This is a genomic window from Pseudomonas sp. NFIX10, from assembly GCF_900111955.1.
Taxonomy (GTDB): domain Bacteria; phylum Pseudomonadota; class Gammaproteobacteria; order Pseudomonadales; family Pseudomonadaceae; genus Aquipseudomonas; species Aquipseudomonas fluorescens_AA.
On sequence record NZ_FOKH01000007.1, the window covers coordinates 17,478 to 39,685 of the forward strand.

At 53.0% G+C, this 22,208-nt stretch carries 20 protein-coding genes, 1 tRNA gene and 2 pseudogenes; 9 read left to right on the top strand and 14 right to left on the bottom strand.

The genetic code is table 11. The features are described 5' to 3' along the window. Positions 1 to 95: 95 nt before the first annotated feature. From BM321_RS08385 to BM321_RS08395, 3 genes are all read right to left on the bottom strand, one after another. The gene (locus BM321_RS08385) at positions 96 to 356 is read right to left on the bottom strand and encodes a Rho-binding antiterminator (protein ID WP_092442188.1); all 261 of its coding nucleotides are present in this window, start codon (positions 354 to 356) and stop codon (positions 96 to 98) included. Between the two features lie 84 nt (positions 357 to 440). After that, positions 441 to 1,328, bottom strand: a complete 888-nt coding sequence (locus BM321_RS08390) for a dihydrodipicolinate synthase family protein (RefSeq protein ID WP_092442189.1) — start codon at positions 1,326 to 1,328, stop codon at positions 441 to 443. A gap of 19 nt (positions 1,329 to 1,347) precedes the next feature. After that, complete coding sequence (locus BM321_RS08395; RefSeq protein WP_092442190.1) at positions 1,348 to 2,130, bottom strand: aldolase; 783 nt, start codon at positions 2,128 to 2,130, stop codon at positions 1,348 to 1,350. Positions 2,131 to 2,280: 150 nt separating this feature from the next. Between BM321_RS08395 and BM321_RS08400 the strand changes: the two genes are divergently transcribed. After that, a complete protein-coding gene (locus BM321_RS08400; RefSeq protein WP_092223346.1) occupies positions 2,281 to 2,847 on the top strand; it encodes a helix-turn-helix domain-containing protein in 567 nt (188 codons plus the stop codon). A gap of 500 nt (positions 2,848 to 3,347) precedes the next feature. Beyond that, on the top strand, positions 3,348 to 3,713 hold the full coding sequence (locus tag BM321_RS08405; RefSeq protein WP_092442191.1) for a DUF6124 family protein: 366 nt from the start codon (positions 3,348 to 3,350) through the stop codon (positions 3,711 to 3,713). Positions 3,714 to 3,869: 156 nt separating this feature from the next. Here BM321_RS08405 and BM321_RS29635 read toward each other — a convergent pair whose 3' ends face one another. The 6 genes and pseudogenes from BM321_RS29635 to BM321_RS08430 form a co-directional block, all read right to left on the bottom strand. Then, positions 3,870 to 5,357 carry an ApeA N-terminal domain 1-containing protein gene (locus BM321_RS29635; protein ID WP_139230561.1) on the bottom strand — a complete coding sequence of 496 codons (1,488 nt, stop codon included), beginning with the start codon at positions 5,355 to 5,357 and terminating at the stop codon, positions 3,870 to 3,872. A gap of 145 nt (positions 5,358 to 5,502) precedes the next feature. Further along, positions 5,503 to 7,788, bottom strand: a complete 2,286-nt coding sequence (locus BM321_RS08410) for a DEAD/DEAH box helicase (RefSeq protein WP_092442192.1) — start codon at positions 7,786 to 7,788, stop codon at positions 5,503 to 5,505. After that, positions 7,788 to 8,513, bottom strand: a complete 726-nt coding sequence (locus BM321_RS08415) for a hypothetical protein (protein WP_092442193.1) — start codon at positions 8,511 to 8,513, stop codon at positions 7,788 to 7,790. Before BM321_RS08415 ends, BM321_RS08410 begins: the two co-directional genes overlap by 1 nt. A gap of 441 nt (positions 8,514 to 8,954) precedes the next feature. Beyond that, a pseudogene (locus tag BM321_RS08420) lies at positions 8,955 to 9,806 on the bottom strand (IS5 family transposase). A 139-nt stretch (positions 9,807 to 9,945) separates the two neighbouring features. After that, positions 9,946 to 10,935 carry a hypothetical protein gene (locus BM321_RS08425; RefSeq protein WP_092442194.1) on the bottom strand — a complete coding sequence of 330 codons (990 nt, stop codon included), beginning with the start codon at positions 10,933 to 10,935 and terminating at the stop codon, positions 9,946 to 9,948. Positions 10,936 to 11,063: 128 nt separating this feature from the next. After that, positions 11,064 to 12,137: a PIN domain-containing protein gene (locus BM321_RS08430; protein WP_092442195.1), complete on the bottom strand. Its 1,074-nt coding sequence runs from the start codon at positions 12,135 to 12,137 to the stop codon at positions 11,064 to 11,066. Positions 12,138 to 12,492: 355 nt separating this feature from the next. Between BM321_RS08430 and BM321_RS31240 the strand changes: the two are divergent. Continuing rightward, positions 12,493 to 12,750, top strand: a pseudogene (locus tag BM321_RS31240) (phosphotyrosine protein phosphatase); the annotation flags it as partial. An 82-nt stretch (positions 12,751 to 12,832) separates the two neighbouring features. On the opposite strand, the gene BM321_RS08440 reads toward BM321_RS31240, so the two are convergent. The 5 genes from BM321_RS08440 to BM321_RS08460 all read right to left on the bottom strand — a co-directional run bounded on the left by BM321_RS08440 (position 12,833) and on the right by BM321_RS08460 (position 15,888). Continuing rightward, entirely contained in the window at positions 12,833 to 14,170 is a 1,338-nt protein-coding gene (locus tag BM321_RS08440; RefSeq protein WP_092442196.1) for a hypothetical protein, read from the bottom strand. A gap of 73 nt (positions 14,171 to 14,243) precedes the next feature. After that, entirely contained in the window at positions 14,244 to 14,531 is a 288-nt protein-coding gene (locus BM321_RS08445) for a barstar family protein (protein WP_092442197.1), read from the bottom strand. A gap of 152 nt (positions 14,532 to 14,683) precedes the next feature. Continuing rightward, positions 14,684 to 15,088, bottom strand: coding sequence for a hypothetical protein (locus tag BM321_RS08450; protein WP_092442198.1), 405 nt, complete (start codon positions 15,086 to 15,088; stop codon positions 14,684 to 14,686). Between the two features lie 96 nt (positions 15,089 to 15,184). Further along, entirely contained in the window at positions 15,185 to 15,514 is a 330-nt protein-coding gene (locus tag BM321_RS08455) for a hypothetical protein (protein ID WP_092442199.1), read from the bottom strand. Between the two features lie 289 nt (positions 15,515 to 15,803). Further along, a tRNA-Leu gene (locus tag BM321_RS08460) sits at positions 15,804 to 15,888 on the bottom strand. Positions 15,889 to 15,996: 108 nt separating this feature from the next. Here BM321_RS08460 and queA point away from each other — a divergent pair. From queA to BM321_RS08490, 6 genes are all read left to right on the top strand, one after another. After that, positions 15,997 to 17,046 (top strand): tRNA preQ1(34) S-adenosylmethionine ribosyltransferase-isomerase QueA, encoded by a 1,050-nt coding sequence (queA, locus tag BM321_RS08465; protein ID WP_092442200.1) that lies wholly within the window; start codon positions 15,997 to 15,999, stop codon positions 17,044 to 17,046. Between the two features lie 14 nt (positions 17,047 to 17,060). After that, complete coding sequence (tgt, locus tag BM321_RS08470; protein WP_175534993.1) at positions 17,061 to 18,176, top strand: tRNA guanosine(34) transglycosylase Tgt; 1,116 nt, start codon at positions 17,061 to 17,063, stop codon at positions 18,174 to 18,176. A gap of 43 nt (positions 18,177 to 18,219) precedes the next feature. After that, positions 18,220 to 18,555, top strand: a complete 336-nt coding sequence (gene yajC, locus BM321_RS08475; RefSeq protein ID WP_007956696.1) for a preprotein translocase subunit YajC — start codon at positions 18,220 to 18,222, stop codon at positions 18,553 to 18,555. 63 nt (positions 18,556 to 18,618) lie between these two features. Next, positions 18,619 to 20,487: a protein translocase subunit SecD gene (secD, locus tag BM321_RS08480; RefSeq protein WP_092442202.1), complete on the top strand. Its 1,869-nt coding sequence runs from the start codon at positions 18,619 to 18,621 to the stop codon at positions 20,485 to 20,487. Between the two features lie 9 nt (positions 20,488 to 20,496). Next, entirely contained in the window at positions 20,497 to 21,411 is a 915-nt protein-coding gene (secF, locus tag BM321_RS08485; protein WP_092442203.1) for a protein translocase subunit SecF, read from the top strand. A 117-nt stretch (positions 21,412 to 21,528) separates the two neighbouring features. After that, the gene (locus tag BM321_RS08490) at positions 21,529 to 22,077 is read left to right on the top strand and encodes a glycine zipper 2TM domain-containing protein (protein ID WP_092442204.1); all 549 of its coding nucleotides are present in this window, start codon (positions 21,529 to 21,531) and stop codon (positions 22,075 to 22,077) included. The last annotated feature ends 131 nt before the right edge of the window (positions 22,078 to 22,208 follow it).

The following is a 22,208-nucleotide window of genomic DNA, read 5'->3' on the forward strand; positions in this document are numbered from 1 at the left end:
CAAAAGGGGATGGCAGGCAGTCCCCCCGTGGCGAGGGAGCTTGCTCCCGCTGGGCTGCGCAGCAGCCCCAAAACCTCCCCGCCCGGCAGACTCCGCTACGCCAGCACAACCCGACCAAACCGGGCGTTGTCATCCTGCGGCGTAATCGCCAGCAACTGATCGAGGCGAATCTCTCGGCGACCTTCGGCAGTTTCCACATCAAGAAACTCCTCCCGCGTGGAGGCGGTGCGCGTGGTGATCGCACGGGCGGTCAGGCGTTGGCCGTCAGTCAGTTCGATGTCCAGCGTGTAGCCGTACAGGCAGGCAATCTCCAGGTAATCATGCAGATCGCAGTTCAACGGTTGATAGGTCTTCATCCCAAGTGACCTCCAATGGAGCGAGTGGACAGGTTAGGGCGCCACCTGTCCGTCGCAAAAGTAGAACTCAGCGCCCTTCGCGAATCAGAGCAGTTGTTTCAACATCGTCTGCAGTCGCTCGTTACGGGCGTCATCCAGTGGAAAAACCGGCAGGCGCGGATCGCCAACCTCCAGGCCAAGCGTGCGCAAACCGGCCTTGATAGTGGCGGGTAAACCGCCCTTGAGGATGAAATCCAGCAGCGGCAATTGACGATAGAACAACGCCCGGGCCTGGCTCAGGTCGTTGGCCAGGACGGCGGCGTACAGATCGAGGTTGAGCTGTGGGATCAGGTTCGGCGCGGCGGTGCACCAGCCCTTGGCGCCGGCCGCGAAGGCTTCCAGCGCCAGGGGGTTACAACCGTTGTAGAACGGCACCTGGCCCTCGCCCAGCAATTGCAGCTTGTGCATGCGCTGAATGTCGCCGGTGCTTTCCTTGACCATGGTGACGTTATCCACCGCGTTGAAAATCCGCAGGATCAGCTCCACCGACATGTCGATGCCGCTGGTGGCGGGGTTGTTGTAGAGCATGATGGGCAGGTCGATGCTGGCGCCGATGGCCTGGTAGTGCGCGAGGATTTCCGCCTCGCTCAGTTTCCAGTAAGAGGCCGGCAACACCATCACCACATCGGCGCCCTTCGCCTGGGCAAAACGTGCGCGGCGTACCGCCTTGGCGGTGGTCAGGTCAGACACGCTGACCACGGTCGGCACCCGGCCGGCGACGCGGGCAATGCTGAACTCGCTGACCTGGTCCCACTCGGCGTCGCTCAGGTAGGCGCCTTCGCCGGTGCTGCCCAGGGACGCGATGGCATGCACGCCGCTGTCGATCAGACGGTCGATGGACCGGCCCAGGGCGTCCAGGTCCAAGCCCTGGCCGTCGGTGGAGAAGGGCGTGATGGTGTAGCCGATGATGCCGTGGATGTTGGGGGTAGACATGGCTTCGCTCCTGGTGGGTTCAGTTCAGGCAATCGGCGTGTTGGCGCAGGGTCTGCCGGGCGTAGTAGTTGAAGGCGGCCGCGTGGCGCTTGGGGCGGGCGATCCAGTCGTGGGCTTCGCGGCCCAGGTGAGGCAGGATCGGTTTCACCTCGCCGGCGGCCATGGCCAGCAATTGCAGCTTCGCGGCGCGTTCGATCAGTTGGGCGATGTTGCAGGCTTCTTCCACGGTGGCACCGGTGGACAACTGGCCGTGGTGGGAAAGCAGGATGGCGCGCTTGTCACCCAAGGCACCGGCGATCAACTCGCCTTCCTCGTTACCCACCGGCACACCCGGCCAGCCCTTCAGGAAGGCACAGTCTTCGTACAGCGGGCAGAGGTCCATGTGGGAAATCTGCAGCGGCACTTCCAGCATCGACAGCGCGGCGATGTGGGTCGGGTGGGTGTGAATGATGCAATTCACATCCGCCCGGGCGCGGTAGACCCAAGTGTGAAAGCGGTTGGCCGGGTTGGGCATGCCATGACCCTCCAGCACCTCGAGGTCTTCATTGACCAGTAGCAGGTTACCGGCGGTGATTTCATCGAAGCCCAGGCCCAATTGCTGGGTGTAATAGGTGCCCGGTTGCGGCCCGCGCGCGGTAATCTGCCCCGCCAGTCCTGAGTCATGGCCGTTCTCAAACAGGATGCGGCAGGTCAGGGCCAGCTTTTGTCGTACAGTCCACGTATTATCCGGCAGTGTTTTCTGCATCTGGTTAACAGCATGCTGGACCAACTGGTCCTTGGGCGTCGCCAGTGTCTTGCTCATATCCGTTCTCCTGATTCGTTCTTTGACCGTTCTTGATCCGCGTCATGGAAGCTGTGAAAGGAAGGTGCTAATGACACTAAATAGACTATATGACACAAAGTGTCATTTGCAATCGCAGATTGTCCGTTTCTCTGGAAATGTTGGTTACCTATGTCCATTCGCTTGAAACTGCTCAGGAAAAAACTCGGCATGACACTGGACGTCCTGGCCGAAAAAACCGGGATGACCAAGAGCTACCTGTCCAAGGTGGAACGGGGCTTGAGCACGCCCTCCATCGCCACGGCGCTCAAGCTCGCCAAGGCCCTGAGCGTCAAAGTCGAGGAGCTGTTCTCCGAAGAAACCGTCTCCCTCGACAGCTACAGCCTGGTGCGCAGCGAAGACCGCCAATCCCTCGCGGCGAGCAGCGGCAGCTCCGAATACGCGGTATTGGCCCATCAAGTGTCCGAACGCAGCCTGCTGCCCTTCATCCTTTACCCGGCCGCTGAATTCACCGCCCACCACGCGTTCAAGGAACACACTGGAGAGGAGTTCCTGTTCGTGCATGAGGGGCAGGTGGAAGTGGACTTCATGAACGAGCGCGTGCTGCTGAACCGTGGCGATGCCCTGCATTTCAATGCGCAGAAACCGCATCGGTTGCGTTCGGTGGGGGATGTTCAGGCGCAGTTGCTGGTGGTGGTGCACAGCGATGAGTCGTCGGAGAAGGGCGAGGGCGCCTAGCGGCTCCAATCGCAGGTAACCAACGTGGCGAGGGAGCTTGCTCCCGCTGGGCTGCGCAGCAGCCCCCCTCCTATGAATGCCTCGCCACCGATCTTCCGACAGCCTCAATTGAACGGCATCGAGCATCTGCCCGGACCAGTCGAGCGGCGTCTGTCAGTACAGACCGACAGACAACGACGACGAAGGCCCGCCAAGCCACAGCGCCTTGCGCCTTTGCCTACAACTACGCCAGAATCCGCCGGCTTGTGCGCCTGGGGCTGCGTCGGTAGTTTTGGACCTGTCACTGATGGTCAGTGATCGGGTTTAGCAGCTCGCCGAGTTAAGTCGCACAACGCGTCCATCAGACAGGAATCCCCATTCCTGCACTTGATGGTGGCTGTGCGCAGGGCGTCCTCGGACGCGCCGATTTCTTAACTCGTCGGTCTGCTAACCTGCGTACAGCTGCCTCCCAATTCGTTTAGCAGCGAACGGGTCGTGGCCTCAACCTGAGAGTTAAGACCATGGTCAAAATTACACCGAACCCTCCAGTTACAGATTCAGACGAACCCACATCCCGTGCCCAGTCTGCCCGCAACAAAAAGCTCGACGACGCGGCCACTCGTGCGTTGGATTACTACCTAAAGCCCAAGCCTAAGAGCGAAACGCCTGACAAGTCGGACTCCATTTTTCGGATTGATCCGGGGGTTGATTCTGAGTGTTTGCTTGCGAATCTCAGTGAGAACCTGGCTTCGGCGAATGCCATGATCAGTGATTTGGCGTTTGATTTGGATGGTTCGCGACGGCGGGTTGCGTTGGGGATCTTGCAGGTGATTGAGGTGAGTGAGCTGTTGGCGAATCGGGCTTTGGATATTGTTGAGGTTAGATAGATTGAAGCACTAAACCATTGAAAGTGAGTATCTAAGAGGTCTTGCTGTGCAAGACCTCTTCTTTTGTAAAAGGGGGGGATGATAAGAATAATTGAGCTAATGGTGAATTAATGAGCCTTATGCTCATGTCTCATAAAGTGTCAATTTTGATCGGATCTATAACTTACTTGAGTTTGAGTCGTTCTTCTTCTCTCCAGGTTCTTCTTCTTTTTCTTTAGTGCTGAGTCTAGCGAGGATCTTCTGAATGTCTTCGTCAGGAATCAAGCCAGCTTCCTGGAATGGGAGCTTAAAAGAGCTGGAGTTTGGGTCTGTATAAATTATTCTCTTAAGTTCTGTGGCGCTAACTCCGAGTAGGTTTAATATTACAAGAAGATAAAGTTTTGAGAGTGCATCGCTGTTCTTAAATACACCGGATATAAATTTTTCATAATCTCCCGGCGTACGTTCTCCTCCATGATGGGATAGATCATTTCGTAGGTCGGCGCAGGTCTTGCAAAATAGTTTTAGATTGCTTTCCGGTATATCGATTGCAACAGGCTTTAAAGTTTCGTATAGCCTTTCCGAAAGCGGACGCTCGCTGGAGCGTTTTATAAGATTTTTTAGCCAGTTTCGGTCACTGTAGTTGAGGTCCCTTAAAGAACCAACTGCTTTGGTGATTCGTTCGATTTTTTCGCTAAGCCTGGATTCGTCAGGCTGTGATAGGTCCGTCCGACGAGCTAGAGCCTCAAGGCCCCAGACCAAATTTACAAAACGATGTTCTGCATACAGTCGGATGTTTCGACGTGTCCCCAAATAAAGACTTATGCCAGGCCCAAGACTTTTACGCTTCAGAAGCCAACTATCTATCATTGAGCCAAATAGGGCGCGAACCCTTGGGAATGGGAGAAGGGTTTCATACCATTTTACCTGGCTATCAGCAGGCTGTTGTCGACGGAAATAATATCCAATCTCTATGTTTTTGTTGTCTGCGCTACAAATAAATTTTGGCCATTTTAGCGTTAAGGTGCAGTTGGTGAGTATCAGTAGCAGGTCTTGGATTGCACGATACCACTCAATAAGTTCTTGGCTTGTGGATGGAGACTTAGGAGTATATAGGAGCTCCGAAACTATTCCGATGTTAATTGAATGGCTAAGAAAATTTGGCTTGTTGCCTGTAAAATTATGTCGTATTTCGACAGTTCCCAGGTTAGTGTCCCAGGATTCACTTTGATTACATTCGAGCTCAATTGACATTTTGTTATTCGACGGATCTTCGTGTTCAATTTTTCCTGGTCGGATCCACTCTTGTAATCCAACTAACGAAATCTTTAGTCTCGTAAACTTATCAAACTTCAGTAGCTGGTTACAGATATAACATTCCTCAGCGATGAAGTTTTCGAACGATATCAGTCCACTTCGCCCTCCATTTGTTTGCAGTCCCCTGAGCAATACATACTGCCCTGTGGCCTTTAGACAGCCGACAATCCCTGCATCTCCTAGGGACTGCCCCCCAAAAACCGCCTCAATCCCGCTACGGCCGGGTAAAGTATGGTGAAGTTCCAGACTAATTAATCCACTGGAGTCTATAGTCAAAAGACCAGCAGCGTATCCATCGGTCTGATCGTTTTCAGCCCACCAAAATAAACCATGATCATTAATTTCCATATATGTTTCACTCTGTATTAATTGTTGCTGTATTTAAAATATAAATAATGTAGAGCGACAACCTTTTGCCTGCGTCGTTGGTGCGTAGGGAAAAGGAGCAGATTTATTTGGTTGTGCGAAACTAAATTTGTCCCCTTGCTCTAATTTATGGGAGATACCAGCTAACCATGTCTTTAATATACTGAGGGGCGAATTCTACTTCGGGAGAAAATATGATGTTTTGTTCGTTGACAAATTTTATATATGGGGTCAGCTCCGTTACGGCTTCGGGTGAAAATCCATATCTCATCAATAGCATGTGGATTACGTTATTTGTGCCATATCGAAGAAGCTCAACCATTTTTTCGGATCTTGAATCACTTGTGAGCTTGCCGTAAATTCTGAAAGCTGCTGAGAAAACATCCGATAAAGAAAATGAGATTACTTGATCTAAGTAGTCGTAAGTGTCGAAGATGATCGCGTCATAACTAACGTCTCGTGCTTTAATTCCTTTGAATAAAGGATATGCTTTTTCAAGTTTGCTGTCGGGAAGTTTATTTGCTTGCTGAGAAAAGGCTGCGTCGCCTACGTGGCCGATATTTCGTTTAGAAATATTGCTGTATCTAATGCCAGCAATCTCTCTGAAAGTCCTCCCCTGAATGGTCAGAAGAAATATCATTGAAGCTGTTTTAAATACTGCCTCTTCTCCCTTCAGTAGTTCTCTGTTGATAGAGGTTTCGAATATGAGTTTTAGGTCGGAACGAATATGCTCTCGCTTCGTTTTGTTAGCTTCGCCAGCGATGCTGTCTCTTACATTTCCTGCTTCGTATAACCTATCGAGAATATTTCTGCACGCGATGATAATCTCCGGGCTAGAAAGCCTTTCGACTTTGCTTTTTGGCATGTTGTACTCATCGTTAAATGTTCCGCTTTTTATAGAGGACATTAGCTCCTGAGTGTCAGGGCTGGCATCGGCGAAGTCAGAATCAATAACGGAAATTTCACTAAGTGAATAAGTGTCATTGACTCTTTTTGTGTAGAGTTGGGGGCTTTCCGTAAAGACATACCCATAATCAAATATTTTTTTTGTGGAAAGTCTTCCTGCGCGACCGATTAGATTTTTAAACGACAGGGACCTCTCTTTGTCTTTTTCTCCTGAAATACGCATGTTTTTTAACCAGACAATATCAAATGGCATGTTGATGCCTTGAGCCAAGGTGCTTGTGGCAAAGCATATTCTGGCATGGCCGCCTCTGATAAAATCCTCAACTAAAAATCTTACCTCTAGTGGGACAGAACCGTGATGAATAACTACTCCTTTTCTCAGGAGGGAAACTAGCTTTGAACGATGCTCGCTTTCGTCCGCTCCCAGAATATGTTCAACCGCTTGGATTATCTTAAGGGCATTGCCGTCGGTTATGTTTTGGAACTTATCTATATGCTTTAGGAAGTCACTTAAAAATTTATCGTTATAAATCGAGGTCTTAGATACAAATATGAGTAAGGAATGCTCCCCGTTGAAGGCGAACTTTTCAAATCCGCCTTCAAATTCAATGCATTTTTTTTGGTAGTATCCATCTTTTTCAAATGGGGAGAAATACAGATCTTTGCCATTTTTATGCCTAAATATGCTGATTTTTCCGACTGCTCCATAGCTATATGACTTGGCGAAACTATTTTGATCTGAAATATTATGTTTCTTAAATTGGGCGTCAGGGTTTTCTACAAAGGGGTGAGCAAAAATTAATTTTGCCTTAGGAAACGATTTTTTTATTCGGCGTACCAGAACGTCAAACACTACACCTCGGCCTGGTTCTTCTGAAACCTGAGCTTCGTCAAAAAAGAATACCCTTATATCTAAGCTTAAGCCTAGCGAAAATAATTCTCGTGCTCTCTCGGGAGTCAAGATAAAAATTCTTCTTAAATCTCTACTGGTAAAAACTGAATCAACAAAGGGGGAAATCATCACTTTTTTGTCACCGTCAAATCGGCGTCGCATCGTATTAATATATTCTGCGATAAGTGCGCGTGAAGGGACAATCACCACAGCGTCACCTGGCTCCTCCGCAATAAAATCTCTTATTGAATACGACTTTCCTGCACTAGTTGGGGCTGATATAGATATAAATTGGTTTTCGTCGACGGCACGCCGGACACTAGCCTGAACGGGGGTAAGGAACTCATCGTACTCAGCTTTATGTTGGGCGCCCACAGCGGATAATAATAGGGAATAAAGAGTGCTTGGGTTTTTGACTTTATAAAAGAGGCCCAGTGCCGAAATTATCTGTTCTTCTAATTCTTCGAATTCTTCTCTGTGAAATTCTTTGTAAAGGGCTAGACTTTCTAAGATGTCGGAAGTGGCAGGACCTTCTCTATGAAGTTTTTTTAGGGTTTCAGAAATGTCGAAATAAGGAGTGGTGGACTTGCTGATTTGCAATATTTTGCTAAGCATTACTCACTTACTCCTACCAGATATATATTTTCAATTCCATTTTCCGTTGCAAAACTCTGTGCTGTTTCTAGAGCGTTCTTAAAAATTCCCAAAGGGTTTGGTGAGTTTATAGAAAAGGCCACAATGACACCAAAATCATCATTGTCTAGATGGCTTATTGATTTTGGCTGTACAAGATTTACAAGATGTGCTCTGTCTCTGAGGTGTTTCTCTTCAGATATAAATCGACCGGCTTGAATTATGGCGGGGCCGTGTGGATTTTTACTTGATGAAAATTTAGCCTCGCCAAAATTTATGAGATCTCTACCGCATACGGTATGAAAGTCAAAGCCTTCATTTTGTTTTGCTTGTGGTTTCCAGAGTTCGGCTATTGGAACTTTAGAGTGACGAAAGATCTGTTCCAACCCTCTGGCGGACCCAATTGAAACCATTAGTTCTCCAAACTCCTCGCCAATATTCCCACCTGCGGATGCACTTTTGAAAATAGTTACCAGCAGATCGGCAGTTTCTTTAACGGTATAATCGTATTGTCGGCGCACCCCTTTATCAAGATTCATCATCCAGGATGTGTCTAAAATCCAGCTGCTCAACTGTTGTGAAAAGCTATTCAAGTTTTCGACTTTTACAAAGCATGCTTTTATAGCCGAAATATTTAGGTTGTCCGCTACTTCCTGATAGGCGCATCCCCAGTCAGGGTCGGTCACGGCTAAAGAGAAATTCAACATGTTTCCATCCGCAGATTGTTTGCTAGAAGATCACTTTGCCAATGATAATGAATTTGATTCGCTATCGAAGCGTAGGTTGTGGAGCCTGTAAGTTTGTGTCTTCAGTGTTGTTGTTGTTTTCTGATTTTTTTTTGTAGTGATTATATGCAGCGATGAGGACGGCAGGCTTGGCCTGCTGATTAAATTTTTATTGTTTTTTTTGCGTCGTGGTAGGGGGGGGATGAAATTACAGGGAAATTTTGGCGGTTGATTGCGGAGAGTTTTCGTGAATGCAGTAAAGATAGATTTTTTTGATTTTGAGTGATTGCATTGACTGACCATGTCGACTCCGAGATGCTTCCGTTCGTGGCAAAGTGCCATGCAAGACACTAACGCGGAGCCTAGCGTCAGTAAAGAGGCCTATGCGTTTTTTTAAGTGAGCTTGAATTAGGCGGCGTTTCGCTAGGCACTGTACGAAAAGTAATGTCGCAAACATCGCATAGCGCAAGCTAGCGAGACCATCGCTGCGTAGCTTTTCGCAAGCTTGTCGAAGCGAGTGACGATGCGGCGGTTCTCTTTCAGCCCGGCCGAAAATGCGTTCGATGATGTTGCCTTTCCGGTATTTCGGTCGATCAAGCAAGCGAGGTAAGCCGGGCTTGGGTTTGCGCTTCATGGATCGCAGAGGGATTATCGGCTGCATGCGATAACGGTCACAGTAGCGTCGCAGAGCTTCGGCATCGTAGCCTTTGTCAGCCAAAAGCCAGTGACAGCATTTGCGAGGGACCGCACAAAATGGGGATATAGGCTTCATCGAGCAGGGGCTGGGCGTACGAGATGTCACTGGCCTGTCCACCCGAAAGCAGAAAACGCAGCGGTACGCCATTGGCGTCGCAAAGGATATGAATCTTGGTCGTCAGACCTCTGCGACGGCGGCCTAGGGCGTGGTCTGATGGTTCATCAGGCCCCCTTTGCTCCCGGCGCCAGATGAGCCTCGGGTTGCGTGTACAGCAGTGGAGTCGATCATCCAGGTTTCCAGGTCGATCAATCCTTGCTCGTTCAGTTTGATGTGCAGCCGCTTGAGCATCACGTCGAACCTTCCTTGGTTATGCCAATCTCGAAACCGCTGGTAGACCGTTGACCAGGGTCCGAAGCGCTCGGGCATGTCGCGCCATGCAGCGCCTGAGCAAAGCACCCAGAGCACGCCATTGAGCACAAACGATTATCGGCTCTCGGTCGACCGCTGCGCCGGGGCTGTTCAAAGAGATCAGCAACCAGCTTCCAGGACGCATCAGGGATTTCGTACCGCTTAACCATCGTGGCATCCTGCCTTCGATGGACGCGAACTCTACCGAATATCAGCGTCTAGGTGCGGTGACGGCGGTTTCATAGGATTTCGTACAGAACCTAGCAGCCGGGGAACCTGGCTTTTATTCATAAGTTCACTTACCACACGTTACGCATTTGGTTTCGGCGGTTTGCTAGGGAGCGGGTTACAGGCAAAATACTGTAAAGCACCGACCCATTTAGACTTTATTTCATAACCTTCGAAAATGGGTACTGAAATCTCTGAGGGCTGCCATGTAGGTCGAGAAATGCTCTCGAAAACACTTTTGGCTTCCTTGTATTGAGTCCATTTGTGAAAGATACTTTTACCATATTGGGCTTCTAGCAAAATATGAATAGCGGCAATCGCGTCAAGCAAGTTCTTGAAGTTGGCATTTTTTAGGCTCCCGCCTCGATTGTGCTTCACTGAGTTATAAGCGTCATACCATTCAAGTGTTTGTGTCGGTGACTGTTTGCTCCAGTTTGCAAATGGCTGGAAAGTTTTTAAATTTGGATATTGACCTAATACCACCTTGTATTCATTTAGCTTGAGGATTGGTAAGCAATGTATGTAGTCGGTCGTTTTATAGGTTTTCTGTTGGGGGTATCCGTTTTCTACCAATACCCTAAGCAAAAGATATTCGATCTCAGTACATGCCAAAATCAATAGCTCACGTATCTTATGGCCGTAAGACTCGAAATTTGTTTTCGATGGTTCAACGACGTAAAGGAGCGAATCTAATGAATCCTGAATTGCTTGGTAGGCCCTAATTTCTTGGTAGTAGCTATCCCCTACGTAATTAAATTGAAAATTTCCTCTGCTGATTCGTGAGAAGAAAAAACCGGGATTTTCTACTTCGACCAAGTCGAGCACATCAATATTAATACTTTCGCAAAATCGAAGCAGATAATAATAAATTGATTTTTCTGTTGGGTTTGAAATATCCACGCCCGCAAATTTTTTATCGTAATCACTTGAAGCTTGTTGAGTCCATTCCTTCCAATCTCGGCAATCGTATGTATAAAACTGACTATCTACATACAGATGAACTACGTCGCCTTCTTTTTGAAAAATTCCTAGCAGGCCATCACGATTACGGAAAGCATAGCTTTGTAGCATCGTCTATTCCTTGAGCAATATCGTTAACCCAGTGACCAGCTCGCCGGGAAGGCGAAGCGAGTAGCAGAGTAAGGCCGCATCTATGGCCAAACGCTCTTAAATACTGGTGGAGTATCCAACGCACATTGCTACCGATAATCTTCGTAAGGGGTTTCCTCTACTGAAAATTCAATACCGTCCGATAGCCCTTGAACGCTTATATTCATGTCTTGAATAGTAAACTCACCATCGTCAACCTCGTACGAGAGATCGATCTCAACGGTAAATTCTAGCTTCCCATCTTCTATCTGTGTCGTATCTTCAAATGTATAGATAACATCGTCTTCCCTGTCGTACCGACCATTTGCATAGTCAGGCCCCGTTACCGAAACACGATAATTGATCTCAATATCACAAACGATTTGGCAGCTTTCATCATCAATATGAATGATTGATGGATCAAAATCTCCAACGCCGAGAATCGAGAACTCATCTACCTCGGCATCCTCCCACGTTGAGGAGTTGTAGGCGTCGGCATCTTCGATCAACGATTTGATAGTCTGCTTGATTTCTTCTTCATGCTCTTCGATATATTCTTTGATGAATTTAGACCGATCTTCATCATGGGCGTTATAGAGGTCGAGCAGCTTGCTTAGGCTGTCGATTTGGATGAATCTAGGATTTTCTTCGCAGAAAGTAATCAGGTCCTTATCTTCTGAAACAACATATATCTCTTCCCGGACTTTCAACGCCCCGCGAACAGCCAGAAGAGTAAAAGCGTCAGGGAATTCATTTTTTTTCTTTCCGCCCTGAAATGGAGGGTTTTGATCAAAATACATTTCGATAATTTCGTTTCCATCTACCTTGCTCAAATCAACAACAGTAGTATTGGAATCATCGAGAAAATTATCAAATACCTGTATCGCGTGTTTTTCGATTTCTTTTTGATCGAATGGCACAAATAAGTTTTTGATAACATCATCGCTAGAGTTTGTCAGTATTTTCGCTTTGCGACGAAACGCGTTGACACCATTGATAGCATCACCGATGTGCTCACCTATTTTACGTTTCACTTCTCGAACGACTATCGTGCTGGTGACGTGATTCAGCTCACCAGCACCACAAGTCTCTTTGAAAGATTCCAGTGTCTTGGATGAAAAATCCAAGCCGGCTTTGACAAAAAATTCGGTATCTACAAACACGTTCCTTGTTTGAAGCGGCATCGCAACCTCCTTCGGTGATGGCTATTTGATTGCCAATACTCTCTTTGCCACGACTGCAAAGCAAGCTTCCTTCGATTGATCCTGTGCCATTTGTGCAGGTCCGTCACATCTTCCTGCGGAGGGTCCACAAACCGCGTATCCGGCGATTTTTCGCACAGGTACAAGTCCCAGCACTCAAAACCACCTCGATCTAAAAACGCGGCATTATTCGGGTTTATCGGCAATGGGACCAGTACAGTGGTCAGGGCAGGGGGGTGAGCTTTTCGCGTCATTCGCTCGCGTGCGTGCATAGCGAGGCGAACCGCCGTAAGTGGCGTTTGGCTCGAAAATGAGCAGAGGAGGGTAGGAATTTTGGCGACGTCCTGGCTTCAGCACTCGTTCGGCGGGCACCAGCCCGAACGCACGCAAACCTATCGGCCCAGCGGATATCCGTTGGGCCGATGTCATTTTTGTGATGGAGCGCAAGCACGAGCATCGTCTACGGGCAGAGTACGCTCGGCTGCTTGAGCACAAGCAGCTGCATGTTCTGGATGTTCCCGATGACTATCGCTTCATGGACCCGGAGCTGGTGGACATGCTTGAGCGAGAGGTAACGGCGTGCCTGTGTATTTGAGCATTTAGGGCAATCTTCACGAGCCGCTCCTTTCTCAATGGCTACGCGAAACGATCACCGGTAGAAGGTTGATCCTGCCGTGCTATCCCCGTTTGAGCAGCTTGGATACGCGGCTTGCAGCGACCCATGCAGATTGGCCAAAACCGACCAGCAGGCGCTTCATCACACGGAGGCACTGACCCAAGCGATGCCGTGCTCCCCTAAGAACACGACGCCTATCAGCCCCAGGTCGTGCATCAATCAAACATAGCTTGGTAGTCGCCAAGGCCACTTTTGCTCCGACCGCTACGGCGACAGCGAGGAAATACAGCCAACGGTGATTCTTGGCTTTGTCATGTTGGCTGACTAGCGCCGACAATTGCTTCAAAGAAGGCTTGGCACCGGCGAGCCAGGGAATGATGCATTCGCTGGCCAAGGCTACGGTGTGGCTGCTGATATTTTTGTCTACAAGTCCCGGCGGGCCATCAGGATTGACCGAGCAATAGCCACGGGGAACGTATTCGCAGGTGCTGGAGAGGGGTGATGAGCGCGACATGTCATTGGAAAAGTGCTTCACGGGGCACAACCGTTGGTTGTAGTCGTTGATCTCTGTGCGAATGGCGGTCACGTCCTCGTCGCTTATGGTTCTTCTATTGGCGGCGTAGAACCCCTTGGACTCGTTCGGTGCGAAATCTATGAAGTAGCCGGCTTCACCTTCCTTGATGTGAGTAAAGGTCCACTGTGAATCGCTGCTCCACTGGCACGACTTCAGGCTGCCCAAGCCATTGGTCTTACAGTAATCATCGTAGCGCCTGATTTGGCTCAACAGGAGCGTGCTGGCGTCCTGGATGCTCGCTGTCGCCTCCTTCAGCAGTGCGGCGTCTTCATTGGCGCCGTTGTCCGCCACGAAGAACACCGCTGCGACCAATGCCAGCGGAAACCAGAAGTGATCGTATAGCTGTCGGAAGCGTTCGGTGAGATTGAGGTTGTCATAAATAAGGACCATGACAGCCCATCCGGTGAGGGCGCAAAGCACCAGCAGGGGAATCAGCCCTACTTCGCTGCCCAGCTTTCCAACGCCATTGATGGTGTAACGGATGGGCAGGTAATTGATGGTTGGGAAAAGGCCCAGGCAGTTCAACACTCCGGGTAGGAACAAGAGCGCGAAGAAGATGAACACGCCTCGCTTCTTGCTCACGGTAAAGGCCGTTGCTGCCAGCAAGGGGATCAGCAGCAGTGACAGCATCATCAGGTAGCCCAGCGTGATCACCATGGCTTCATCGGGCGACCAGTAAGTTCCGATGATTTGCCCGGCGTCGTTACGCCCGGTGAAGGTCGATGATACGACGCCAAGGCCTTCCAGGATCTGGTGTAGGTTGTAGGCCGCGCCGTGGAGAAATTTTAAGTAAGGGTAGAAGAAATCCTCTATCGAAAATAACATCTGTTTGAGTCCTTCAATCTGTAGTCATCCTTGGTTATGTAGAAAGGAGTGTGAAAAAAGGGTGGAGGGATGCTTAGTCGAATTTCACTTGGGGGGCCAACTCTGGATATTCCAGCTTCATGTCTGCGAGACAATCTTGCATGAGCTTCGCATCTTCAGGTAGGCGTCTGGACAGATCGGTCCAGCCCAAAAATTGCAGTTCATGGGGCATCTGTACCAAGCCGGTAATAGCGTCCCAGAAGGCATCCCAGTTATGACCGTACCAGCCGGGGAAGCCGAGCGCATCACTTAGGGTGGAGTGGAGTTCGTCGGAACTCATCACTGCGCTTAGGTCAATCTGCACAAGCTGTTGGCGGGGCATCGTTCAATCCTCGAAAGGTTCGACGGTCAGCGATCAGGTTTATCTGTCATGCAACTGAACTGGGGCAAATTATTTTTGTTGGACGAATACTGTCTTTTCTTAGGCGCTTTCTCTGAGTGAGCAGCCCTTCAGGGTGATGTTCATATCTCTCTTCAGCCTTTGAAGTCCGACAAAATAAACGATGTACAGCTTTTAAGATGAGCCTCAACCCTCTCCAACGATGGCATCACCTTGCTACACGACTCGGTGCGTTCTCCGTCGGTCTCCCGAATCAGGCTAACGGTATACCCATCCTCAACCCGCCGTAGGATGCCGACATAGTTAACCGCGCGACCCCCTTCATCACTAAAAGACTTGGCGATCAGGTCCTTCTCCGGCAAGGCCTGCTCCGTTCGCTTTATCAGCGCCTTACGCTTCGAAGCATAATCCTTCGCGGCGATTGCGCCGACGATCCCGGCGGCGATCCAGAAGAGCCATTCCAGGTTGGTCACGGCCTGCCGTTTCCCCTCATGGGTTTCGGTTAGCCAATTGCCAATCGCTGCGATGATGTCGTCCATGATTACCTGCGTAGGGGCGTGTTTTGTTTGTAAGTCTGCAACGCGGAGCGTCGCGGGATGCGTTACCACGCGGAGCGTGGGAACGAGCGCTGCGGGTTATAGAATATCTTTCACATAACCGTTAAGCGCGATGAGCGGAGCGTAAAGATCATCCATATTCTGCACTGCGTTGAAATCCGCAGCCAAACGATGCAGCTCCCGTCCCAACACCGTACTCACCCCACCAACCGCCCCCAGCGCTAAATCCAGGCATCGACCGATTTCGCCCTGAATCCCAGCCACATCGCCCCGTCGTACCAACAACCCAAACACCTCCCGATCACACCCGCCCATCAACGGATCATCCCGCAAAATCGGACTATGCCCCTCCGTCTCATAAGCCAGCTTCAGCGAGTAAAGAGCGACCGTTTCCAGCAGCAATTCCATGGGGTGGAGTCCTTTGTCAGCGGGTGAGGAGGAGCGGTGGATCAACTGGGCGTTGCAAGGCGGAGCATCGGTGGGGGCTGTGACATTTTTGTGAGCGCTTTGCGCTCAAGCGGGAGCAAGCTCCCTCGCCACAAGTTTCTTACTGGCCACAGATTCTTCCTTGCCACAGGTTTGGTGGTTGGGGCCGCTTCGCGACCCAGCGGGGATAAATCCCCTCGCCACAAATGGATCGGGTGACTTTTCTGCAGACGAAAAAAAAGACCTTGAATTTCAAGGTCTTTCTTTAAGATGGTGCCCCGAGGGAGACTCGAACTCCCACTCCTTTCGAAAACGGATTTTGAATCCGCCGCGTCTACCAATTCCGCCATCAGGGCTCAATGGCGGCGAAGTATAGAGAGGTGCCTACCGTTGGTCAATCACGTTTCATGGTGAATTTTTGATATTTCCGCTAGACTTTCCGGCCCTGCTAGACGAACCCCATCATGCGTGTTGCTGACTTTACCTTCGAACTCCCGGATTCGCTGATCGCTCGCCATCCTCTGGCCGAGCGTCGCGCCAGTCGACTGTTGACCCTGGACGGGATCAGCGGTGCCATGGCTCACCGTCAATTCACTGATTTGCTTGAGCATTTGCGCCCGGGCGATTTGATGGTGTTCAACAATACCCGTGTAATTGCGGCGCGGTTGTTTGGCCAGAAGGCCTCCGGTGGCAAGCTGGAGATTCTGGTGGAGCGGGTGCTGGACAGTCATCGTGTGCTGGCCCATGTGCGCTCCAGCAAGTCGCCCAAGCCGGGTTCGTCGATCCTCATCGACGGTGGCGGCGAGGCGGTGATGGTGGCGCGGCATGATGCGTTGTTCGAGCTTGAGTTTGCCGAAGAGGTGTTGCCGCTGCTCGACCGTGTCGGGCACATGCCGTTGCCTCCTTATATAGACCGCCCGGACGAAGGTTCGGACCGCGAGCGTTATCAGACCGTGTACGCCGAGCGCCTGGGGGCGGTGGCGGCGCCGACGGCGGGGTTGCATTTCGATCAGCCGTTGCTGGAGGCGATTGCCGCCAAGGGCGTGGAGACCGCGTTCGTGACGCTGCACGTCGGCGCGGGCACGTTCCAGCCGGTGCGGGTCGAGCGCATCGAAGACCACCACATGCACAACGAATGGCTGGAAGTGAGCCAGGACGTGGTCGATGCCGTGGCGGCCTGTCGCGCTCGCGGTGGGCGGGTGGTGGCGGTGGGGACCACCAGCGTGCGGTCCCTGGAAAGCGCTGCTCGCGATGGTGTGCTCAAGCCGTTCAGTGGCGACACCGACATCTTTATCTACCCGGGCCGGCCGTTCCATGTGGTCGATGCCCTGGTCACCAACTTTCATTTGCCCGAATCCACGCTGTTGATGCTGGTTTCGGCGTTCGCCGGTTATCCCGAAGCCATGGCCGCCTACAAGGCCGCCGTCGAGCATGGATACCGCTTTTTCAGCTACGGTGATGCGATGTTCATCACCCGTAACCCCGCGCCACGCGGACCCGAGGAAACAGTATGAGTCGCACCTGTCGCATGTCCTTCGAGTTGCTCGCCACCGATGGCAAGGCTCGTCGCGGTCGTCTGACCTTCCCCCGCGGTACCGTGGAAACCCCGGCGTTCATGCCGGTGGGCACCTACGGCACGGTCAAGGGCATGCTGCCACGGGACATCGAGGCGATTGGCGCGGAAATCATCCTGGGCAATACCTTCCACCTGTGGCTGCGCCCGGGCATGGAAGTGATCAAGGCCCACGGCGACCTGCACGATTTCATGCAGTGGAAAGGCCCGATCCTGACCGACTCCGGCGGTTTCCAGGTGTTCAGCCTGGGTGCGATGCGCAAGATCAAGGAGGAGGGCGTGACCTTCGCCTCTCCGGTGGACGGTTCCAAGGTGTTCATGGGCCCGGAAGAGTCGATGCAGGTGCAGCGCGACCTGGGCTCGGACATCGTGATGATCTTCGACGAATGCACGCCGTACCCGGCCGATGAAGACGTGGCGCGGGTGTCCATGGAGCTGTCGTTGCGCTGGGCCCAGCGTTCGAAAAATGCCCATGGCGAAAACACCGCGGCGCTGTTCGGCATTGTCCAGGGCGGCATGCACCGCGACCTGCGCATGCGCTCCCTCGAAGGCCTGGACAAGATCGGCTTCGACGGCCTGGCCATCGGCGGTTTGTCGGTGGGCGAACCGAAGCACGAGATGATCAAGGTGCTCGATTACCTGCCGGGCGAAATGCCTGCTGACAAACCTCGTTACCTTATGGGCGTTGGCAAACCGGAAGATCTGGTTGAGGGTGTGCGCCGCGGGGTGGACATATTCGATTGCGTGATGCCAACCCGTAATGCCCGCAATGGGCATCTGTTCATCGACACCGGTGTGCTGAAGATCCGTAACGCGTTCCATCGCCATGATGATTCGCCGCTGGATCCGACGTGCGATTGCTATACGTGCCAGAACTTCTCCCGCGCTTATCTGCATCATTTGGACAAGTGCGGCGAAATGCTCGGCAGTATGCTCAATACCATCCACAATTTGCGCCATTATCAGGTGCTTATGGCTGGTTTGCGCGAGGCTATCCAACAGGGTACATTGGCCGCCTTTGTCGAGGCCTTCTATGCCAAGCGCGGGTTGCCTGTTCCGCCTTTGGACTGAGTTTTCCGATCCCTAGATTCAATACTTGCAACTGGAGTGCTAAATGAGCTTTTTTATCTCTAACGCCATGGCTGATGCCGCTGCACCCGCAGCCGCGCCTATGGGTGGCGGTTTCGAGTGGATTTTCCTGGTCGGTTTCCTGGTCATCTTCTACCTGATGATCTGGCGTCCACAGGCCAAGCGCGCCAAAGAGCAGAAGAACCTGCTCAGCAGCCTGCAAAAGGGCGATGAAGTGGTCACCACCGGCGGCATCGCGGGCAAGATCACCAAAGTGGCCGATGACTTCGTGGTACTGGAAGTGTCCGACACTGTTGAAATGAAGTTCCAGAAGGGCGCTATCGCGGCCACGCTGCCAAAAGGCACGCTGAAAGCGATCTAAGTAACAACTTCTCTTCAATCGACGGGGCGCGCAAGGCGCCCCGCGTCATAAGCGGGCGGCGTGATGCTGAACAAATACCCTCTGTGGAAATATGTACTGATCCTGGCGGTGCTGGCGGTCGGTCTGATTTATTCCGCTCCCAATCTATACCCGGATGACCCGGCCATTCAGGTCAGTGGCGCAAGCACTGCGCTGCAGGTCACCCAGGCCGATCTGGACCGTGCGAGCGCTGCGCTCAAGGCGGTCAATATCGAGGTCAAGGCTGCGTCCATCGCCGAAAACGGCAAGGGCGGCCTGTTGCGCCTGACCAAGGCGGAAGACCAACTGCCGGCCAAGGACGTGGTGCGCAAGGCCATGGGCGACGATTACGTTGTAGCCCTGAACCTGGCCCAGACTACCCCGCAATGGTTGCGCAAGCTTGGCGCGCACCCGATGAAGCTGGGCCTGGACTTGTCCGGCGGTGTGCACTTCCTGCTGGAAGTGGACATGGAAAAAGCCCTCGACGCGCGGATGAAAGTCTACGAAGGCGACGTCAAGAGCCTGTTGCGCAAAGAGCGCCTGCGCTATCGCAGCCTGCCGCAGCTCGACGGTGCCATCCAGCTGGGCTTCAGCGATGAAGATACCCGCGAGCAGGCCCGTGCGCTGATCCGCAAGAACTTCAACGATTTCGACATAGTGCCGGCCGACCTCAATGGTCAGGCGGTGCTGCGTCTGGCGATGACCCCGGCCAAGCTGGCGGAAATCCGCGAATACTCCATCAAGCAGAACTTGACCACGGTGCGTAACCGCGTCAACGAGCTGGGTGTGGCCGAGCCGATCGTCCAGCGCCAGGGCGCCAACCGCATCGTGGTTGAGCTGCCGGGCGTGCAGGACACTGCCGAAGCCAAGCGTATCCTCGGCAAGACCGCCAACCTGGAATTCCGCCTGGCCGCTGAGCCGGGTGCGTCCAAGGCTACCTCCGAGAGCTTCGAGTTCCGTGAGGGCGGTCGTCCGGCGGCGCAGATCGAGCGTGGCCTGATCATCACCGGTGACCAGGTGACCGACGCCCAGGCGGGCTTCGACGAGCAAGGTCGCCCACAGGTGAACATTCGCCTCGACGGCCACGGCGGCGAACTGATGAGCCGCGCCACGCGCAGCAACGTCGGTCGCAGCATGGCGGTGATCTTCATCGAGCAGAAGCCGACCACCACCTACACCAGGCAAGTGGTCGATGGTGTCGAGAAAGACGTCGCGGTGCAGACCTTCAAGGAAGAGAAGAAGATCATCAGCCTGGCGACCATCCAGTCGCCACTGGGCAGCCAGTTCCGCATCACCGGCCTGAACGGCCAGGGTGAGTCCTCGGAACTGGCCCTGCTGCTGCGTGCCGGTGGCCTGGCCGCGCCGATGTACTTCGCTGAAGAACGCACCATCGGCCCGAGCCTGGGTGCCGACAACATCACCAAGGGTATCGATGCGTCGCTGTGGGGCATGTTGTTCGTCTCGCTGTTCATCATCGCCATCTACCGTTTCTTCGGCATCATCGCCACCGTCGCGCTGGCGGTGAACATGGTGATGCTGCTGGCCCTGATGTCCCTGCTGGGTGCTACGCTGACCCTGCCGGGTATTGCCGGTATCGTCTTGACCATGGGTATGGCGGTGGACGCCAACGTGCTGATCTTCTCGCGGATACGTGAAGAGATCGCCGCGGGCATGACGATTCAACGTGCGATCAACGAAGGCTTCGGCCGGGCATTCACCGCGATCCTCGACGCCAACCTGACCACGTTGCTGGTGGGCGGGATTCTCTTCGCCATGGGCACCGGCCCGGTCAAGGGCTTCGCAGTGACCATGTCCCTCGGGATCTTTACCTCGATGTTCACAGCCATCATGGTGACCCGCGCAATGGTCAACCTGATCTTTGGCGGTCGTGACTTCAAGAAGTTGTGGATTTAAGGGGCTGCCATGTTACGTACAATCAACTTCATGGGCGTTCGCAACGTTGCGTTCGGCGTCACATTGTTCCTTACCGTACTGGCGTTGTTCAGCTGGGCCACCAAGGGGCTGAACTACGGCCTGGACTTCACCGGCGGTACGCTCATCGAGCTGACCTACGAGCGTCCGGCCGATGTCACCAAGGTGCGTGAGCAACTGGCGACGTCGGGCTACAGCGATGCCGTGGTGCAGAGCTTCGGTGCGACGACGGACCTGTTGGTGCGCATGCCGGGTGAAGACCCGCAGCTAGGCCACCAGGTGGCCGAGGCCTTGCAGAAGGCCGGTGGCGACAACCCGGCCCAGGTCAAGCGCGTCGAGTTCGTCGGCCCGCAGGTGGGTGAAGAACTGCGCGACCAGGGCGGCCTCGGCATGCTGATGGCGCTGGGCGGCATCTTGATTTACCTGGCCTTCCGCTTTCAATGGAAGTTCGCGGTGGGTGCGATTGTCTCGCTGATCCACGACGTGATCGTGACCGTGGGCATCCTGTCGTTCTTCCAGATCACCTTCGACCTGACGGTGCTGGCGGCGGTACTGGCGATCATCGGTTACTCCCTCAACGACACCATCGTGGTGTTCGACCGGGTGCGTGAGAACTTCCGTGTGCTGCGCAAGGCGTCCTTGATCGAGAACATCAACATCTCGACCACCCAGACGCTGCTGCGGACCATGGCGACGTCGATCTCCACCTTGCTGGCGATCGCGGCGCTGCTGATCTTCGGTGGCGACAACCTGTTCGGTTTCTCCATCGCGCTGTTTGTCGGTGTATTGGCGGGTACCTACTCGTCGATCTACATCGCCAACGTGGTACTGATCTGGCTGAACCTGAGCACCGAGGACCTGATTCCTCCAGCGGCCACCGAAACGGAAGTGGACGACCGCCCATAAAGCTCGTCGTCCCGCCCGTCACCGCTGAAAAGGCGCGAGTTGAACTCGCGCCTTTTTTTGTGCTCCAAGGCTGGGAGAAGCGCGGATTAATCCGCTTGTGATGGCCTGGAGGTTCAAGTGAACAAATCGATGCTGGTTGGTGCGGTATTGGGTGCTGTCGGTGTGACTGCCGGTGGTGCGGTCGCGACCTACAGCTTGGTAAAGAGTGGCCCTGAGTATGCGCAAGTACTGGCCGTGGAACCGGTCAAGACCCAAATCAAGACCCCGCGTGAAGTGTGCAAGGACGTCACCGTGACTCGGCAGAAGCCGGTCCAGGACCAGCACCAGATCGCCGGCACCGTGATCGGCGCCCTGGCCGGTGGCCTGCTGGGTAACCAGGTTGGCGGCGGCACTGGCAAGAAAATCGCCACCGTGGCGGGTGCGGCCGGTGGTGGTTATGCCGGTAACAAGATTCAGGAAGGCATGCAGGAGCGCGACACCTACACCACCACGCAGACGCGCTGCAACACGGTCAATGACATCAGCGACAAAGTTGTAGGCTATGACGTTCGCTACATGCTCGACGGCAAAGAAGGCAAAGTCCGCATGGACCGCGACCCGGGCAACCAGATCCCGGTGAGCAAGGAAGGCCAACTGATCCTCGGTCAGAACCAACCCGCCCAGTGATCCAGTTGTTGTGAAGAAGCACCCTTCGGGGTGCTTTTTTTTACGCCTGAATTCTGGGCTGTAGATCGTTCCCACGCGGAGCGTGAGGAACGATCTTCCACCGCCCCCGCGACCCGATCGTTCCCACGCTC

What these genes read in the sequence shown, in the direction of transcription:
- BM321_RS08405 (WP_092442191.1), top strand. Translation starts at nt 3,348, where the DNA reads ATGGTCAAAATTACACCGAACCCTCCAGTTACAGATTCAGACGAACCC.
- secD (WP_092442202.1), top strand. Translation starts at nt 18,619, where the DNA reads ATGCTGAACAAATACCCTCTGTGGAAATATGTACTGATCCTGGCGGTG.
- BM321_RS08395 (WP_092442190.1), bottom strand. Translation starts at nt 2,130, where the DNA reads ATGAGCAAGACACTGGCGACGCCCAAGGACCAGTTGGTCCAGCATGCT.
- BM321_RS08450 (WP_092442198.1), bottom strand. Translation starts at nt 15,088, where the DNA reads ATGGACGACATCATCGCAGCGATTGGCAATTGGCTAACCGAAACCCAT.
- BM321_RS08400 (WP_092223346.1), top strand. Translation starts at nt 2,281, where the DNA reads ATGTCCATTCGCTTGAAACTGCTCAGGAAAAAACTCGGCATGACACTG.
- BM321_RS08415 (WP_092442193.1), bottom strand. Translation starts at nt 8,513, where the DNA reads ATGTTGAATTTCTCTTTAGCCGTGACCGACCCTGACTGGGGATGCGCC.
- BM321_RS08445 (WP_092442197.1), bottom strand. Translation starts at nt 14,531, where the DNA reads ATGCCCCGCCAACAGCTTGTGCAGATTGACCTAAGCGCAGTGATGAGT.
- BM321_RS08425 (WP_092442194.1), bottom strand. Translation starts at nt 10,935, where the DNA reads ATGCTACAAAGCTATGCTTTCCGTAATCGTGATGGCCTGCTAGGAATT.
- BM321_RS08410 (WP_092442192.1), bottom strand. Translation starts at nt 7,788, where the DNA reads ATGCTTAGCAAAATATTGCAAATCAGCAAGTCCACCACTCCTTATTTC.
- secF (WP_092442203.1), top strand. Translation starts at nt 20,497, where the DNA reads ATGTTACGTACAATCAACTTCATGGGCGTTCGCAACGTTGCGTTCGGC.
- BM321_RS08455 (WP_092442199.1), bottom strand. Translation starts at nt 15,514, where the DNA reads ATGGAATTGCTGCTGGAAACGGTCGCTCTTTACTCGCTGAAGCTGGCT.
- BM321_RS08385 (WP_092442188.1), bottom strand. Translation starts at nt 356, where the DNA reads ATGAAGACCTATCAACCGTTGAACTGCGATCTGCATGATTACCTGGAG.
- BM321_RS08430 (WP_092442195.1), bottom strand. Translation starts at nt 12,137, where the DNA reads ATGCCGCTTCAAACAAGGAACGTGTTTGTAGATACCGAATTTTTTGTC.
- BM321_RS08390 (WP_092442189.1), bottom strand. Translation starts at nt 1,328, where the DNA reads ATGTCTACCCCCAACATCCACGGCATCATCGGCTACACCATCACGCCC.
- yajC (WP_007956696.1), top strand. Translation starts at nt 18,220, where the DNA reads ATGAGCTTTTTTATCTCTAACGCCATGGCTGATGCCGCTGCACCCGCA.
- BM321_RS08440 (WP_092442196.1), bottom strand. Translation starts at nt 14,170, where the DNA reads ATGTTATTTTCGATAGAGGATTTCTTCTACCCTTACTTAAAATTTCTC.
- queA (WP_092442200.1), top strand. Translation starts at nt 15,997, where the DNA reads ATGCGTGTTGCTGACTTTACCTTCGAACTCCCGGATTCGCTGATCGCT.
- tgt (WP_175534993.1), top strand. Translation starts at nt 17,061, where the DNA reads ATGTCCTTCGAGTTGCTCGCCACCGATGGCAAGGCTCGTCGCGGTCGT.
- BM321_RS29635 (WP_139230561.1), bottom strand. Translation starts at nt 5,357, where the DNA reads ATGGAAATTAATGATCATGGTTTATTTTGGTGGGCTGAAAACGATCAG.